Source organism: Shinella sp. CPCC 101442, assembly GCF_024704725.1.
Lineage (GTDB): Bacteria > Pseudomonadota > Alphaproteobacteria > Rhizobiales > Rhizobiaceae > Shinella.
The window spans coordinates 123,587-138,394 of record NZ_JALIQS010000006.1 but is presented as its reverse complement, the minus strand read 5'-3'; the positions used below and the strand labels follow the sequence as shown (position 1 = coordinate 138,394).

12 protein-coding genes are annotated in these 14,808 nt (G+C 64.1%); 5 read left to right on the top strand and 7 right to left on the bottom strand.

The window, feature by feature from the left end:
* Positions 1-3: 3 nt before the first annotated feature.
* Positions 4-1,902, bottom strand: a complete 1,899-nt coding sequence (locus MUO32_RS21405) for a hypothetical protein (RefSeq protein WP_257950416.1) — start codon at positions 1,900-1,902, stop codon at positions 4-6.
* Positions 1,903-2,250: 348 nt separating this feature from the next.
* On the opposite strand from MUO32_RS21405, the gene leuC reads away from it, so the two are divergent.
* Positions 2,251-3,660, top strand: coding sequence for a 3-isopropylmalate dehydratase large subunit (gene leuC, locus MUO32_RS21400; protein ID WP_257950415.1), 1,410 nt, complete (start codon positions 2,251-2,253; stop codon positions 3,658-3,660).
* A 66-nt stretch (positions 3,661-3,726) separates the two neighbouring features.
* Here the strand turns inward: leuC and MUO32_RS21395 are convergent, their stop codons facing one another.
* Positions 3,727-5,127, bottom strand: a complete 1,401-nt coding sequence (locus MUO32_RS21395; protein ID WP_257950414.1) for an MFS transporter — start codon at positions 5,125-5,127, stop codon at positions 3,727-3,729.
* Between the two features lie 131 nt (positions 5,128-5,258).
* Between MUO32_RS21395 and MUO32_RS21390 the strand changes: the two genes are divergently transcribed.
* Together MUO32_RS21390 and rlmN are read left to right on the top strand one after the other, a co-directional pair.
* A complete protein-coding gene (locus MUO32_RS21390) occupies positions 5,259-6,197 on the top strand; it encodes a LysR family transcriptional regulator (protein WP_257950413.1) in 939 nt (312 codons plus the stop codon).
* 114 nt (positions 6,198-6,311) lie between these two features.
* Positions 6,312-7,541 carry a 23S rRNA (adenine(2503)-C(2))-methyltransferase RlmN gene (gene rlmN, locus MUO32_RS21385; RefSeq protein ID WP_374708706.1) on the top strand — a complete coding sequence of 410 codons (1,230 nt, stop codon included), beginning with the start codon at positions 6,312-6,314 and terminating at the stop codon, positions 7,539-7,541.
* Positions 7,542-7,571: 30 nt separating this feature from the next.
* Here the strand turns inward: rlmN and MUO32_RS21380 are convergent, their stop codons facing one another.
* Together MUO32_RS21380 and MUO32_RS21375 are read right to left on the bottom strand one after the other, a co-directional pair.
* Complete coding sequence (locus MUO32_RS21380; RefSeq protein WP_257950411.1) at positions 7,572-8,402, bottom strand: aldo/keto reductase; 831 nt, start codon at positions 8,400-8,402, stop codon at positions 7,572-7,574.
* Positions 8,403-8,507: 105 nt separating this feature from the next.
* A complete protein-coding gene (locus MUO32_RS21375; RefSeq protein WP_257950410.1) occupies positions 8,508-9,053 on the bottom strand; it encodes a L,D-transpeptidase in 546 nt (181 codons plus the stop codon).
* Positions 9,054-9,184: 131 nt separating this feature from the next.
* Between MUO32_RS21375 and MUO32_RS21370 the strand changes: the two genes are divergently transcribed.
* Positions 9,185-9,868, top strand: a complete 684-nt coding sequence (locus MUO32_RS21370) for a response regulator transcription factor (RefSeq protein WP_257950409.1) — start codon at positions 9,185-9,187, stop codon at positions 9,866-9,868.
* 70 nt (positions 9,869-9,938) lie between these two features.
* Positions 9,939-10,394 (top strand): cyclic nucleotide-binding domain-containing protein, encoded by a 456-nt coding sequence (locus MUO32_RS21365; protein ID WP_257950408.1) that lies wholly within the window; start codon positions 9,939-9,941, stop codon positions 10,392-10,394.
* A gap of 56 nt (positions 10,395-10,450) precedes the next feature.
* On the opposite strand, the gene MUO32_RS21360 is transcribed toward MUO32_RS21365, so the two are convergent.
* The 3 genes from MUO32_RS21360 to MUO32_RS21350 form a co-directional block, all read right to left on the bottom strand.
* On the bottom strand, positions 10,451-11,257 hold the full coding sequence (locus MUO32_RS21360; protein ID WP_257950407.1) for an exodeoxyribonuclease III: 807 nt from the start codon (positions 11,255-11,257) through the stop codon (positions 10,451-10,453).
* Positions 11,258-11,344: 87 nt separating this feature from the next.
* Complete coding sequence (locus tag MUO32_RS21355) at positions 11,345-12,010, bottom strand: outer membrane lipoprotein carrier protein LolA (RefSeq protein ID WP_257950406.1); 666 nt, start codon at positions 12,008-12,010, stop codon at positions 11,345-11,347.
* Positions 12,011-12,107: 97 nt separating this feature from the next.
* Positions 12,108-14,780, bottom strand: coding sequence for a DNA translocase FtsK (locus tag MUO32_RS21350; protein ID WP_257950405.1), 2,673 nt, complete (start codon positions 14,778-14,780; stop codon positions 12,108-12,110).
* Positions 14,781-14,808 lie beyond the last annotated feature (28 nt).

Genomic DNA, 14,808 nt, shown 5'->3' with positions numbered 1-14,808 from the left:
GCGTTACTGGCGTGCGAGGATGATCAGCCGATCCGACGGGTCGAACGACAGCTTCTCCGATTTTGCGGGATTGACCACGACCCCGCCCATGTTGCGCGGATCGTGCCCGGCCGTGACGGCGCGACTGTAGCCGAGCGCCACTTCGCCGCGGATGAGAGCGGCGAGCGTGACGGTGTAGAAGTTCACGGGGCGGTCGATGGCGATGTAGTCGGTGACCGGGCGCATGTAGATTTCCGAACCGTCCTCGTCGAGCAGTTCGTCGAAGATCTGCGCCATCAGCTCGTTTTCCGAGGCCTGCGCCAGCATCAGGCTCACCAGCTTGTTGCTGACGACGAAATCGTCGGCGCGGGTGACGGCGGCCAGGTTGCGGTTGCGCACGTCGATCATCTCGCTGACGATGCCGATATGCTGGTTGGCCGCCTCCGCGATCTTGCGCAGTTGCAGCAGCGTCACCAGCGTCGTGGTATCGGCCGGCTGGGGCGCCAGGTCGTCGCTGTAGCCAAGCACCAGCACATGGTCGTAGGACGGCACGTCGAGTGCGTCGAGGGCCGCGCGGTTCGTCGTATCGATGACGGCGGAGCTGACGGAGAGGTTCTCCCTGAGATAGGAAAGCCCGGCAACCTCGGTCGCCAGATCCGGCCTGTTGGCCGCGATCAGAAGCTCCGAGCCCGGCGCCACATAACGCGACAGTTCCTGCGCGATGATCGGCCCGCGGCGGTTCCAGCCGAGCAGCAGGGTGCGTTCCGGCCCCTCCGTGTGCTGCACGGGCGGGCGCACGATCTCGCGGTCGACGTCGAACTCGCCGGTGCGCTGCTTGATCGCCGCATCGTCCTCGGCAATCAGGATCGCCCGTTCACCGGCCACGATGACCCGGTTGTTCGGCGGGTTGAGATGCACGGCGCCGTCAACGTCGCACAGACCGATCAGCGTCGAGGTGTCATAGGCCATCACGGCATGGCCGAAGGACTTTCCGACAAGTGCGGGCTGCTCGAGCGCGTAGATTTCCGAACCGTCGAAATCGAGCAGTTCCGTATAGACCGCCGAAAGGCCGGCCTGCCGGCTGGAACTGACGACGATGCGCGAGATCAGCTCATCGGCCAGCACCAGCTGGAGCTCGGAACCGCCGACGATGCGGGCGACCTCGGCATTCCCGGCATCGCGGATTTCCGCGGCGATCCGGTAGGGCGCCGCGCGCCGGCCCGGATCGTTGACGAGGGCAAGCACGGTCTTGATGACCTGGGAATCGGCATAGTCGCTTTCAGGCGACAGCACGATGATCGAGCGCGAGGCCTGCGGGTTGACGATGTTGACGTCGTAGAGGTCGGTCGGGTCGCCGCTGCGGCAGATGATCCGCGTGTTGCGCAGGTCTGCGATCTTGTCGGCGATCTCGTCCTCCATCTCCACCTTGTCCTTGTGCGCCATGATGACGATGCGCGGATTGCGCCGGCTCTCATTGGCGATGACGAGTTCGGAGATCACGTCGAAAATCGAGGGCGACCAGTTGAAGATGATCGTGTGGTCCTTTTCCAGCACATGCGAGCGTCCCTTGCGCAGCTCGTCCAGCTTCTCGTCCAGGCCGGAGGAGAGAACGCCGATCAGGGCGGAGAAGACGAAGATGCCGGCGACGGTGACCACGAGCGAGACGCCGCGGAAACTCCAGCCGGCGTCGCCGCCCATGGTGCCCGCATCCATGGTGCGCATCAGCGATTCCCAGGAGCCCTCGATGAAGGAGACGGGCGAGCCGCCCTCCGGAGCGATACCGGTCAATGCCAGGAACAGGCCGGCGAGGATGATGACCACCAGCGAGATCACGGTAAGCCAGCCGATAAGGGCGATCGGCCCCGCCGCCATGCTCTTGTCGAACTGGTAGCGCAGGCGGTCGCGCCAGGTAATCGTCTTCATATCTGTCCCCTAAAGCCGGCTTCCCGCCGGATACGTCTATCGAGTGTCAAAAATTCGCGATCCCGGCAAGGAGGCGCGCCGGAAATTTTCGGAAGAAGCGGACATGACAGGGACGCGGCACCAACTTGCCGAAGCCTCGAAAAATCGTTATATGCGAGCGTATGGAATCCAAGTTCGGATGCACGGAAACGCACGTCGTCGTGCTGCAGGATCACAAACGCCTGCCGGCACGCTTCTTTGCGCGCGTCTTCGGGACGCTCACCGGCCGCCTATCCTGATCGTTTACGGTCCTGCAGCCTCGCGCTGTCGATTTCCACTATCCCAAACATGCCAGACGGATGAAAAGCCATGAGCGCACCCCGTACCCTCTATGACAAGATCTTCGACGACCACATCGTCTCCCGCCAGGAAGACGGCACCTGTCTTCTCTACATCGACCGTCACCTCGTTCACGAAGTGACGTCGCCACAGGCCTTCGAAGGCCTGCGCATGGCCGGCCGCAAGGTCCGCGCGCCGGAAAAGACGCTCGCCGTCGTCGATCACAACGTTCCCACCTCGCCGGATCGCCATGAGGGCATCAAGAACGAGGAGAGCCGCATCCAGGTCGAGGCGCTCGCCACCAATGCCGCGGAATTCGGCGTCGAATATTACTCGGAAAAGGACGTGCGCCAGGGCATCGTGCACATCGTCGGGCCGGAGCAGGGTTTTACCTTGCCGGGCATGACCATTGTCTGCGGTGACAGTCACACCTCGACGCACGGCGCTTTCGGCGCGCTCGCCCACGGCATCGGCACGTCCGAGGTGGAACACGTTCTGGCCACCCAGACGCTGATCCAGAAGAAGGCCAAGAACATGCTGGTGCGCGTCGACGGCCAACTGCCGCCGGGCGTTACCGCCAAGGACATCATCCTCGCCATCATCGGCGAGATCGGCACCGCCGGCGGCACCGGCCACGTCATCGAATTCGCCGGCGAAGCGATCCGCGCGCTGTCGATGGAAGGCCGCATGACGATCTGCAACATGACGATCGAAGGCGGCGCGCGCGCCGGCCTCATCGCCCCCGATGAAAAGACCTTCGAATATATCAAGGGCAAGCCGCGCGCGCCGAAGGGCCAGGCGCTCGACATGGCGATCGACTACTGGAAGACGCTCTACACGGAAGAAGGCGCGCATTTCGACCGCGTGGTCGTGCTCGATGCCGCCAACCTGCCGCCGATCGTTTCCTGGGGCTCGTCGCCGGAAGACGTCGTCTCCATCGAAGGCGTCGTGCCGAATCCCGACGAGATCGAGGATGAAACGAAGCGCACCTCCAAGTGGCGCGCGCTCGACTATATGGGCCTGAAGCCGGACACCAAGATCACCGACATCGCCATCGACCGCGTCTTCATCGGCTCGTGCACCAACGGCCGCATCGAGGACCTCAGGGCCGTTGCCGCCGTCGTCGAAGGCAAGCAGGTCGCCTCGACCGTCAGCGCCATGATCGTTCCGGGCTCCGGCCTGGTAAAGGAGCAGGCGGAGCGAGAAGGTCTCGACAAGATCTTCAAGGAAGCCGGCTTCGACTGGCGTGAGCCGGGCTGCTCCATGTGCCTTGCCATGAACGACGACCGCCTGAAACCGGGCGAGCGCTGCGCCTCCACCTCGAACCGCAATTTCGAGGGCCGCCAGGGCTTCAAGGGCCGCACGCATCTCGTGTCGCCCGCCATGGCAGCGGCCGCCGCCATCGCCGGCCACTTCGTCGATATCCGCGAATGGAACTGATCACGGCTTCGTCGCCGTCGTAGCAAAAAGGCCGGGAGCTCCTCCCGGCCTTTTTCGTTGCGCCGTTCAAGCACGGGCACGCCGTGAAGCGGGGACGGAAAGAACCAGCGCCGCGAGGATCAGGCCCGCTGCCACGGCGAATGTCACCTGCATGCCGGTGGCGACGGCGGCGGGGTCCGCACCGGCGAGATCCTTCGTGCCGGCAGCGAGGGTGAAGATCGTGCCCATCAGCGAAGCGCCCGTAATGAGGCCGAGATTGCGCGACAGATTGAGCAAGCCCGACGTGACGCCGCGTTCATCCGCCGCAATGCCGGTCATGACGGCCGCATTGTTGGCGGCCTGGAACAGCTGGTAGCCGGGCGTCAGCACGACGATCGCAACGATGTAGCCGGGAAGACCGAACAGGGCGGAGAGCAAAGGCAGGCCGGCAGTGCCGGCCGCCATCGCGACAAGTCCGGCGGCGACCATGGGGGGTGCACTGAAACGATCGACAAGGCGCCCGGCAAGCACGCCGGTCAGCACGGACACCGCCGGGCCGATCGCCAGAACGAGGCCGACCTGGGCGGGGCCGAGGCCGAGCGTTCGCGATAGGTAGAAGGGGCCAACGACCAGCGTCACCATGATGACGGTCGCGACGAGGATGTTGGCCGCAAGGCTCGCGGGAAAGCCGCGGCGGCGGAAGGCGGCCGGCCGGATCAGCGGAAAGGCGGCTTTCCTTTGCCTGAGGACGAAGAGCACGGCACCGACGGCGGTGGTGGCGACGAGCGCTGCATTCAGCGGCCCGAGCCGTCCTTCACCCGCCGTCATGGCCAGTGCATAGGCCGCAAGCGTTGCCGACAACAGTCCGGCACCGGCGAGATCGAAACGGCCGGCTGTGGCGATCTTGCGGTCGGCTGGCAGGAAATGATGCACGAGAGCGAAGGCGACGAGGCCGAAAGGCACGGCGACGAGGAAGATCGACCGCCAGCCGAAGCCCGAAATGAGCAGGCCGCCGAGCGAGGGGCCGAGTGCGGTTCCGACGGCCGACATGGTGCCGAGCAGGCCCATGGTGCTGCCGATCCGCTCCTTCGGCACGGTTTCGCTGACGAAGGCCATGGCGAGTGCCATCATCGCCGCAGCCCCCGCCCCCTGGATAGCCCTGATGGCAATGAGGAGCGGCAGCGACGCGGACAGGCCCGCGAGAAGCGAGGCGGCGGAATACACCGCAAGACCCGCCAGCAGCAGCCGGCGCCGGCCAAAAATGTCGCCAAGACGTCCGATGCTGGCGATCAGCACGGTGCTGGCGAGCAAGTAGGCGAGCACGACCCACTGAACGTGCGGAAAGGGTGCGGCAAAAGTGGTCGCCAGCGTCGGCAGGGCGACATTGGCGATGCTGGTCCCGAGCGAAGACAGCAGGATCGCGAGCGAGAGGCCCGCAAGCGCTCCGGCCCTGTGTCGTGCCGCTGTTATTGCCTCTGCATTCTCCATGGCTCTGCTCCTTTTGAAATCTCTCCAGAGCAGATAGGCCGCCGCATGACATGGCGGAATACGTATCGTTTGCACTATATTCGTGCGTTTGACGCCATGCCGTTTCCCAGACGACGTGTTAGGATCGCGTCATGTCCGGACCAGACCTCAATCTTCTCGTCACGCTCGATGTGCTTCTGGCAGAAGGCAGCGTCGCGCGTGCGGCGCGGCGACTGCGGCTCAGCCCGTCGGCGATGAGCCGAGCCCTCGCGCGTCTGCGCGAGGCGACCGGCGACCCGCTGCTCGTGCGGGCAGGCCGCGGACTGGTGCCGACACCGCGCGCCATGGAGCTTCGGCTGGATGTCGGGAGGATCGTGCGGGAAGCGGAGGCTTTGCTGCGGCCGGCCGCTCTCCTCGACCTCAAGAGCCTCGTGCGGACCTTCACCCTACGCAACCGGGAAGGTTTCGTCGATACGTTCGGTCCGGCGTTGCTGGCCCGCGTGGCGCTTGAGGCGCCGGGGGTGAAACTGCGCTTCGTGCCGAAGCCCGACAAGGAGAGCACGCCGCTGCGCGACGGGGTCGTGGACCTGGAAACCGGCGTGATCGGCGATACGACGGGACCGGAAGTGCGAGCACAGGCGCTCTTTCGCGATCGTTTCGTCGGTATCGTTCGCACCGGGCATCCGCTCCTGACCGAGCCGGTGACACCGGAGCGCTACGCGGAGGGGGATCACATCCTCGTCTCGCGCGGCAGGCGTGAACGCGGCCCGATCGACGAGGCATTGGCGCAGAGAGGACTGACGCGCAACATCGTCGTGACGGTGCCGAGTTTTACCGAGGCCGTGGCACTCGCGCGGAATTCGGACCTGATCGCACAGGTCTCGGACCGGTCGACGATGTCGCTTCACGATGGGGTGACGCGGTTTTCCCTGCCGTTTGATCTGCCGGAGTTCACCATATCGATGCTCTGGCATCCGCGCATGGATGCCGATCCGGCGCATCGCTGGCTCAGAACGTGTCTTCGCGAGGTCTGCGTGAGGCAGGTGACTTTCGGCGGGAATGATGCTAAAGGGCCGGCAACTGGGCCGTAAGCCGCATTGTCGGCGTTTCCTGGCCCGCAACGAACTTCAGTCGAGCATGGACCGCTGTGGCGCAAAAGCCTGCGCCGACGCCGGCTGTTCTTGAGGAATGACCCGATGGCAAGCATGGATTTTCTCAACACGGCCGACCCGGCCAAGGCACCTGCCGTCCGCACCGTTCCGGCGGCGGAAAAGCCGACCCTGATTGGCCTTTCGCGCGAGGACATGGGCCGCGCGCTGGTCGAAAAGGGTGTGGCGGAGCGTCAGGTGAAGATGCGCGTCAGCCAGCTCTGGCACTGGCTCTATGTGCGCGGCGTCTCCGATTTCGACGACATGACGAATGTCTCCAAGGACATGCGCGAGATGCTGAAGAAGCATTTCACCATCGCCCGCCCGGAGATCGTCGACGAGCAGATTTCCAATGACGGCACGCGCAAGTGGCTCCTGCGCTTTCCCGCGCGCGGCGCCGGCCGTCCGGTCGAGATCGAGACCGTCTATATCCCGGAAGAAGGTCGCGGCACGCTGTGCATTTCCAGCCAGGTCGGTTGCACGCTGACCTGCTCCTTCTGTCATACCGGCACCCAGAAGCTGGTGCGCAACCTGACGGCGGAGGAAATCCTCTCGCAGCTGCTGCTTGCCCGCGACCGGCTCGGCGATTTCCCGGACCGCGACACCCCGGCGGGCATGATTGCGCCCGCCGAAGGCCGCAAGGTCTCCAACATCGTCATGATGGGCATGGGCGAGCCGCTCTACAATTTCGAGAGCGTGAAAACGGCGCTGCTGATCGCCACAGACGGCGACGGCCTGTCGCTTTCCAAGCGCCGCGTGACGTTGTCCACCTCGGGTATCGTGCCGGAAATCTATCGCACGGGGTCGGAGATCGGCGTGATGCTGGCGATCTCGCTGCATGCCGTGCGCGACGAGCTGCGCGACATGCTGGTGCCGATCAACAAGAAGTATCCGCTGAAGGAACTGCTCGAAGCCTGCCGGGCCTATCCGAGCCTGTCGAATGCGCGCCGCATCACCTTCGAATATGTGATGCTGAAGGACGTCAACGATAGTCTGGAGGATGCCAAGCTGCTCACCCAGCTGCTGAAGGGCATTCCGGCCAAGATCAACCTCATCCCGTTCAACCCCTGGCCGGGCACGAACTACCAGTGTTCCGACTGGGAGCAGATCGAGCGTTTCGCCGATTTCATCAACCAGGCCGGCTATGCCTCGCCGATCCGCACCCCGCGCGGCCGCGACATCCTGGCTGCCTGCGGCCAGCTGAAGTCGGAATCCGAGCGCATGCGCAAGGTCGAACGCATGGCCTTCGAAGCCATGATGATCGTCGGCCACGGCGAGGACGACTGAGGGGCTTTTTAAGGCCCCTCCTCCGCCGGATCAGAACGTCGCCGTCTTCGGATCGGGACCGATGCGCTTGCCGTCCTTTTCAAGAGTGGCGAAGGTCGCCATGTCCTCGGCGTCGAGCTTGAAATCGAAGACCTGGAAATTCTCCGCGATACGCGACGGCGTTACCGACTTCGGGATCACGACGAGACCGTTGTCGATGTGCCAGCGGGTGATGACCTGCGCGGGCGTGCGGCCATGCTTGGCGGCAACCCTGGCGACGATGGGGTTTTCAAGCAGCGTGCCCTGACCGAGCGGGCTCCACGACTGGGTGACGATGCGGTGCTTGTCGTGATAGGCACGGGCTTCCGTCTGCGGAAAATCCGGATGCAGTTCGATCTGGTTGATCACAGGCGTGATGCCGGTTTCGTCGATCAGCCGCTGCAGGTGCTCGGGATAGAAGTTTGACACGCCGATGGAGCGGGCGCGGCCTTCCTTCTGCAGTTGGATGAAGGCCTTCCAGGTCTCGACATACTGATCGCGGTTCGGCGCCGGCCAATGGATAAGATAGAGGTCGACATAGTCGGTACCGAGGCGCTTGAGGCTGGCATCGAAGGCCTTCAGCGTCGTGTCGTAGCCTTGCTCTGAATTCCACAGCTTCGTCGTCAGGAAGATCTCTGAACGGGCAACGCCGGAAGTGTGAATACCCTCGCCGACACCCTCTTCATTCTCGTAGATCGCAGCGGTATCGATATGGCGGTAGCCGGCGCCAAGGGCCGCCTTGACGGCCGTTACGGCCGTGTCGTTGGGGGTCTGCCAGACGCCGAGGCCGACCTGCGGAATGCTGTTGCCGTCGTGAAAGAGAATTGTCGGCTGATCGCTCATGAGAATGTCTCCATGAAAAGGGATGAACCCGGGCGGGTTTTTGGAAGGCGAGGCTGCATATAGGTCCACGCGCGCGCCATTTCAGCGGCGCAGCGAGAGAAAAGCTTAGAGGACGCGCACGACCGTACCGCGACGCAGATGCGGCAGGATGCGCAGCATGTCCTGCCGGGAGACGGCGACACAGCCCGCCGTCGGCTCGTAGCCGGGACGGATGAGGTGGAAGAAGATGGCCGAGCCGGCATTGCGGCGGCGCGCGCTCACGTTCCAGTCGAGCACAAGGCAGATGTCATAGAGTTCATCCTTGCGCTGCATCTCCTCGTGGCTCGGCTTGAAGGGGGCGCGGACGAGGCGGTTGTAGCTTGGATGGCCGGAAGCGTCGCACCACAGCATTGCCGGACGGGTGCGCTGGAGCGGCAGTGCGGTCCTCGGCTGGGAAAGCCTGTCGCCGCGCAGAAAACCCGAGAGGATTTTCATGGCGGCGATCGGCGTCGCGCCATCGCCCTCGCGCTTGTTGCTCGTGCGCCCCGTTCGGCCGATGGCGGCGGGGATACGCAAAGGCCCGACCTGCACGATGGCGCGGGTTTTCCGCCCCGGCGCCGGGCGCACGAGGATGGTGTTCACGCATTGTTTAGGAGATGTGATCCGGCTCATCCGTCCCTGCCATATTCGCGCCACGCGTCAATTCGACTGGCTAAGCCACAAAGAGGTCAGCCGGCCAACCCTTCTATTTGAATTTTGGCCCTAACTCCCTTACTTTCCTGGGAAATGCCGAGAGGTAAAGCATGACATCCCGCACGATCCTTCTTGTCGATGACGACAACGACCTTCGCGAGACGCTCGTCGAGCAGCTTTCGCTCTACGAGGAATTCACCACGCTCGAGGAAACGACCGCCGGCAAGGGCATCCAGGCGGCGCGCGCCAACCAGATCGACCTTCTGATCATGGATGTCGGCCTGCCGGACATGGACGGGCGCGAGGCGGTGAAACTGCTGCGCAAGGGCGGCTTCAAGGCACCGATCATCATGCTGACCGGGCATGACACCGATTCGGACACGATTCTCGGCCTGGAAGCCGGCGCCAACGACTACGTGACGAAGCCCTTCCGCTTCGCCGTGCTGCTTGCCCGTATCCGCGCGCAGCTGCGCCAGCACGAGAGCAGCGAGGACGCCACCTTCACCGTCGGCCCCTATACGTTCAAGCCTGGCCAGAAACTGCTGACCCTTGAAAACGGCCAGAAGATCCGCCTCACGGAAAAGGAAGCGGCGATCATTCGCTATCTCTATCGCGCCGACCAGAAGGTCGTGACGCGCGACGTGCTGCTGGAGGAAGTCTGGGGCTACAATTCCGGTGTGACGACCCACACGCTGGAAACCCATGTCTATCGCCTGCGCCAGAAGATCGAACGCGACCCTTCCAATGCCGAGATTCTCGTGACAGAGAACGGCGGATACAAGATCGTTCCATAGAGTTTCACGCAATTCCGAACGGAGAGCCGTCACAGGCTTTTCTGGAATTGCCTTTCAGGGAGAACCCGCCGTGGCTCTCAGCGACGACATCGCCCTTCTTTCCCGCGTGCCGCTCTTCGCGGGCCTCGCCGACGACAAGCTGCGGCTGATGGCTTTTGGCGCGGAACGGCGGCGGCTGGTGGAAGGGCAGACGCTGTTTCGCGAGGGCACGTCCGCCGATTGCGGCTTCGTCGTCGCCCAGGGTTCGTTCCAGCTCACCTCGACGCTGCGCGATGGCGCAACACGGGAGGAGGGTGTGGCGGACTACGGCACGCTGCTTTCGGAGCTTGCGATGATCTCGGCCGTCGAGCGCAAATATACCGCCGTGGCACGGGAAGACAGCGAGGTCATCCGCATCAACCGCCCGCTCTTCCGGCGCATGCTGGAAGAGTACCCGGACGTCGCCGTGCTCGTGGATGCCCGCATCCGCGAAAACCTCACGGCCATGATCACGCAGATGCGCGGCCTCGCCCGCCGCTTCGCCTGAATTCTATTCCGAAATTCCAGACGTAAAACCGCTGCACGCTTTTGCTGGAATTGCTGTTAAAAATCGAACTCGGCAATAACCGGCACGTGGTCCGACGGCCGCTCCCAGCCGCGCGCTTCGCGGATGACGGAAATGTTCGTGAGATGCGGGTCGAGGTCGGCCGAGGACCAGATATGGTCTAGGCGGCGGCCCTTGTTGGCGGCCTGCCAGTCGGCCGAGCGGTAGCTCCACCACGTATAGAGCTTTTCCTCGGCCGGCACCTTGCGGCGCATCAGGTCAACCCAGGCGCCCCTGGTCATGACCTCGGTCAGGCCTTCGGTCTCGATCGGCGTGTGACTGACGATCTTCAGCAGCTGCTTGTGCGACCAGACGTCATGCTCCAGCGGGGCGATGTTGAGGTCGCCGACGAGGATGGAGGAAATCCCGGCCTCTGCCTCGGCGTGCAACAGCTTCATCTCCTCGATGAAATCGAGCTTGTGGCCGAATTTCGCATTGATCATGCGATCCGGCTCGTCGCCGCCGGCCGGCACATAGAAATTGTGCACGCGGATCGACTTGCCGCGGTGATGGAGGAGCACCGAAACGTGGCGCGCATCGCCGACGCCGCAATAATCCCGCCGCTCGACGATCTCGGTCAACGGCAGGCGGGAGATGGTGGCGACGCCGTGATAGCCTTTCTGGCCATGGATGACGATGTGCTCGTAGCCGAGCGCCTTCAAGGGCTTGGAAGGGAACTGGTCGTTCGGGCACTTGGTTTCCTGCAGGCACAGGATGTCGGGCGAAAAGGTCTTCAGGAAATGCTCGACGAGCGGCATGCGCAGCCGCACGGAATTGATGTTCCAGGTCGCGATCGAAAGTGCCATGCCAGCCCCGCCTCAAAAACATCCGGCCCGTCGAGCGGGCCGGTTTCAAGGCGTCTTAGCGCATGCGTGCCGAAACGGAAACGCCTATTACTTGGCGCCGCGCTGGCGGACTTCGTCATAGGGTATCGTAAAAACCTTGGCGTCGAGCGGGATGCCGGTCTTCACGTTGAAGATCATCACGGACGTGTCCTTGCCCTGGGCGTCGGTGATCGTCCACTGGCGCAGGTCGTAGGTTTTCGGGTCGAACATCATGGTGATGGTCGAATCGCCGAACATGTTGCGGTCGCCGAGCACGATCGTCGTCAGATCGGCCTCTTCCTTGACGCTGCGCACCATCTTGGCCGACAGGTCGATCTTCTCGCTGAGCAGCAGGTTCAGCGGTGTCTTGGAGAGCGGATAGAGATCCCAGGTCTTGAGCTTGCGGTTGCCGATGACGACGGAGCGGCCGTCGGCGATCACGCGCATCGGCGAGGGGTCTTCGTAGTTGAAACGGATCTTGCCGGGGCGATCGATGAAGAACTTGCCGCCGGTCTGCTCGCCGCGCGGGCCGAACTGCACGAATTCGCCGGCCATGGTCTTCACCGAGGCGAAATGATCGGCGATCTTCTGGGCGGCAGCACTTGCCTGGGCCGAGGCCTCGACGGGCGACAGCAGCGAAAGGCCGGCAGCAAATGTCAGGGCCATGAGGCCGGTGAAGCCGCGGCGCGTCAGCGTTCCGGCTTTTTCGGATCGGGTCATCTTGGTCTCCTTCATGCGTTTTTCATGCGGGCCAAACGCGGCGCCATAATGGCATTCAGCCCTGACGCGAGACTTGCCGGTCGAAACGTCGCAGAAGGCACTCCGTTCCCGGTCATCGTCCCGAAATTTCGTCTTCCGTCGGCACGAGGATTTCGCGCTTTCCGGCGTGATTGGCAGGGCCGATCAGACCCTCCTTCTCCATGCGCTCGATCAGCGAGGCGGCGCGGTTGTAGCCGATGCCGAGGCGGCGCTGGATATAGGACGTGGAGGCCTTGCCATCGCGCAGCACCACGGCGACCGCCTGGTCGTAGGGATCGTCGGAATCATCGAGATTGGCGGTTCCGGCCGGACCACCGCCGCCGCCCTCGCCATCCTCGTCGTCGTCCTCGGTGATGGCGTCGAGATATTGCGGCGCGCCCTGCGCCTTCAGATGCGCGACGACCGCCTCGACCTCGCCGTCCGATACGAACGGCCCGTGCACGCGCTGGATACGCCCGCCGCCAGCCATGTAGAGCATGTCGCCCATGCCGAGCAGCTGTTCGGCGCCCTGTTCGCCAAGGATCGTGCGGCTGTCGATCTTCGACGTCACCTGGAAGGAGATGCGGGTGGGGAAGTTCGCCTTGATCGTACCGGTGATGACATCGACCGAGGGGCGCTGCGTCGCCATGATGACGTGGATGCCGGCGGCACGCGCCATCTGGGCGAGGCGTTGCACGGCCCCTTCGATATCCTTGCCGGCGACCATCATCAGGTCGGCCATCTCGTCGATGATGACGACGATGTAGGGGATCGGCTGGAGATCGAACTCTTCCGTCTCGTACATCGCTTCGCCGGTCTGGCGGTCGAAGCCGGTCTGGACGGTTCGGGTCATCGTCTCGCCCTTGGCGAGCGCCTGCTCGACGCGGCTGTTGAAGCCGTCGATGTTGCGCACGCCGATCTTCGACATCTTCTTGTAGCGCTCCTCCATCTCGCGCACCGTCCACTTCAAGGCGACGACGGCCTTCTTCGGATCGGTGACGACGGGGGAAAGCAGATGCGGGATGCCGTCATAGACAGACAGTTCCAGCATTTTCGGATCGATCATGATCAGGCGGCACTGTTCCGGCTTCAGGCGGTAGAGCAGCGAGAGGATCATCGTGTTGATGGCGACCGACTTGCCTGAGCCGGTGGTGCCGGCAACAAGCAGATGCGGCATCTTGGCGATGTCGGAGATGACCGGTTCGCCGCCGATCGTCTTGCCGAGCGCCATGGCGAGGCGGGCCTTGGAGGTTTCGAAATCACGGGATGCGATGAGCTCGCGCAGATAGACTGTCTCGCGGCTCTGGTTCGGCAGTTCGATGCCGATGGCATTGCGGCCGGGCACCACGGCGACGCGCGCGGCGATCGCGCTCATCGAACGGGCGATATCGTCGGCAAGGCCGATGACGCGCGACGACTTGATGCCGGGCGCCGGCTCCAGTTCATAGAGCGTCACGACCGGGCCGGGGCGAACATGGATGATCTCGCCCTTGACACCGAAATCCTCCAGCACGCCTTCCAGCATGCGGGCATTCTGTTCAAGCGCGTCGGCCGAAAGCGTGGTGTCGCGCACCTGGCCTCGCGGCTCGGTGAGAAGATGGATCGGCGGCAGCTGGAAGCCGTCGGGGCCGACGAAGGACGTCTGGGCTTCACGCTCGCTGCGCTGGCCGGGTTTCGGCCGGGAGGCGGCGGGCACGACGCGGGCGCTGGCGGCCGGAGCCGGCTGGCGGGTCGGCGCACGACGCGGCGCCCAGTCGGCGGCGATATCGTCGGAATCCTCGTCCGGCAGGATGCCGCTCGGATGTGCGAGGCGTTCGTCCATCTCGAAGGGCAGGTCGTCGTCATCCCCGGGGCTGATCGACGGGGCGGTTACCGCGCGCCGGCCATCCATGGACGGCTCGACACGTTCGCTCGAGCGCGTGGCGGCACGGGCGCGCACCGGCTCGTTCAGCGTGCCGAACTCGTCCTCGTTGAAATCATAGGGCTGCTCGATACCCCGCGCCTTCCGGCGCCGGTTCGAGAGGCCAAAAAGGCGGCGCATCCGCGCCTGGCCGGTATACCAGGCATGCGTCATGGCGCCGGCAAGCACCGTCAGCGGTCCCTCGCGCTCTTCGTCGTCTTCTTCCTCGGCAACCGTGCGGGCGCGGCTCTGGACCGGGACGGGAGCGAAGTTCTCCTCGTCCTCGATCGTCACCGTGCCGATCAGGCCGGCGCTGAAGACCATCAGCCAGGCGGCGGGAATGGCGATGATACCGCCGAGGATGCTGGCCAGCGTGCCCGTCGGATAGGCACCGGTGAAGAGCGCCGGAAACCGCAGGATCATGTCGCCGAAGACGCCGCCAAGCCCTGTTGGCAGCGGCCAGGTGACCGGGCCGGGCACGCAGGCGAGCGCGGCCGAAGCCAGGACAGCACCGCCGAGCCAGGCGGCGGCGCGCTGCGGAATGCGGTTGAAATGCCGGCCGCTGATCAGCCCGATCGCCCAGGCGACGACGGGCAGAAGCGCAATCACGCTGGCAAGGCCGAAAAACTGCATGAAGATGTCGGCGAAGACGGCGCCGGGATAGCCGAGCAGGTTCGCAGGCGTGCCGCTCGAGGCATAGGACAGGCTGGGATCCGAGACGTTCCAGGTGGAGAGCGCCGCAATCGCAAGGGCGAGGCTGAGGAAGATGCAGAGCCCGAAGAGGATCTGCGCCTGTCGCCAGACGAATGCCGACAGAACGAAACGGTCGTGACGGTTGTCCAGCCCTGCCGAAATGCTTCTGCTCATGGTTACAGCCTGTGCCCACGCAATGGAA

What these genes read in the sequence shown, in the direction of transcription:
- MUO32_RS21405 (WP_257950416.1), bottom strand. Translation starts at nt 1,902, where the DNA reads ATGAAGACGATTACCTGGCGCGACCGCCTGCGCTACCAGTTCGACAAG.
- leuC (WP_257950415.1), top strand. Translation starts at nt 2,251, where the DNA reads ATGAGCGCACCCCGTACCCTCTATGACAAGATCTTCGACGACCACATC.
- MUO32_RS21395 (WP_257950414.1), bottom strand. Translation starts at nt 5,127, where the DNA reads ATGGAGAATGCAGAGGCAATAACAGCGGCACGACACAGGGCCGGAGCG.
- MUO32_RS21390 (WP_257950413.1), top strand. Translation starts at nt 5,259, where the DNA reads ATGTCCGGACCAGACCTCAATCTTCTCGTCACGCTCGATGTGCTTCTG.
- rlmN (WP_374708706.1), top strand. Translation starts at nt 6,312, where the DNA reads ATGGATTTTCTCAACACGGCCGACCCGGCCAAGGCACCTGCCGTCCGC.
- MUO32_RS21380 (WP_257950411.1), bottom strand. Translation starts at nt 8,402, where the DNA reads ATGAGCGATCAGCCGACAATTCTCTTTCACGACGGCAACAGCATTCCG.
- MUO32_RS21375 (WP_257950410.1), bottom strand. Translation starts at nt 9,053, where the DNA reads ATGAGCCGGATCACATCTCCTAAACAATGCGTGAACACCATCCTCGTG.
- MUO32_RS21370 (WP_257950409.1), top strand. Translation starts at nt 9,185, where the DNA reads ATGACATCCCGCACGATCCTTCTTGTCGATGACGACAACGACCTTCGC.
- MUO32_RS21360 (WP_257950407.1), bottom strand. Translation starts at nt 11,257, where the DNA reads ATGGCACTTTCGATCGCGACCTGGAACATCAATTCCGTGCGGCTGCGC.
- MUO32_RS21355 (WP_257950406.1), bottom strand. Translation starts at nt 12,010, where the DNA reads ATGAAGGAGACCAAGATGACCCGATCCGAAAAAGCCGGAACGCTGACG.
- MUO32_RS21350 (WP_257950405.1), bottom strand. Translation starts at nt 14,780, where the DNA reads ATGAGCAGAAGCATTTCGGCAGGGCTGGACAACCGTCACGACCGTTTC.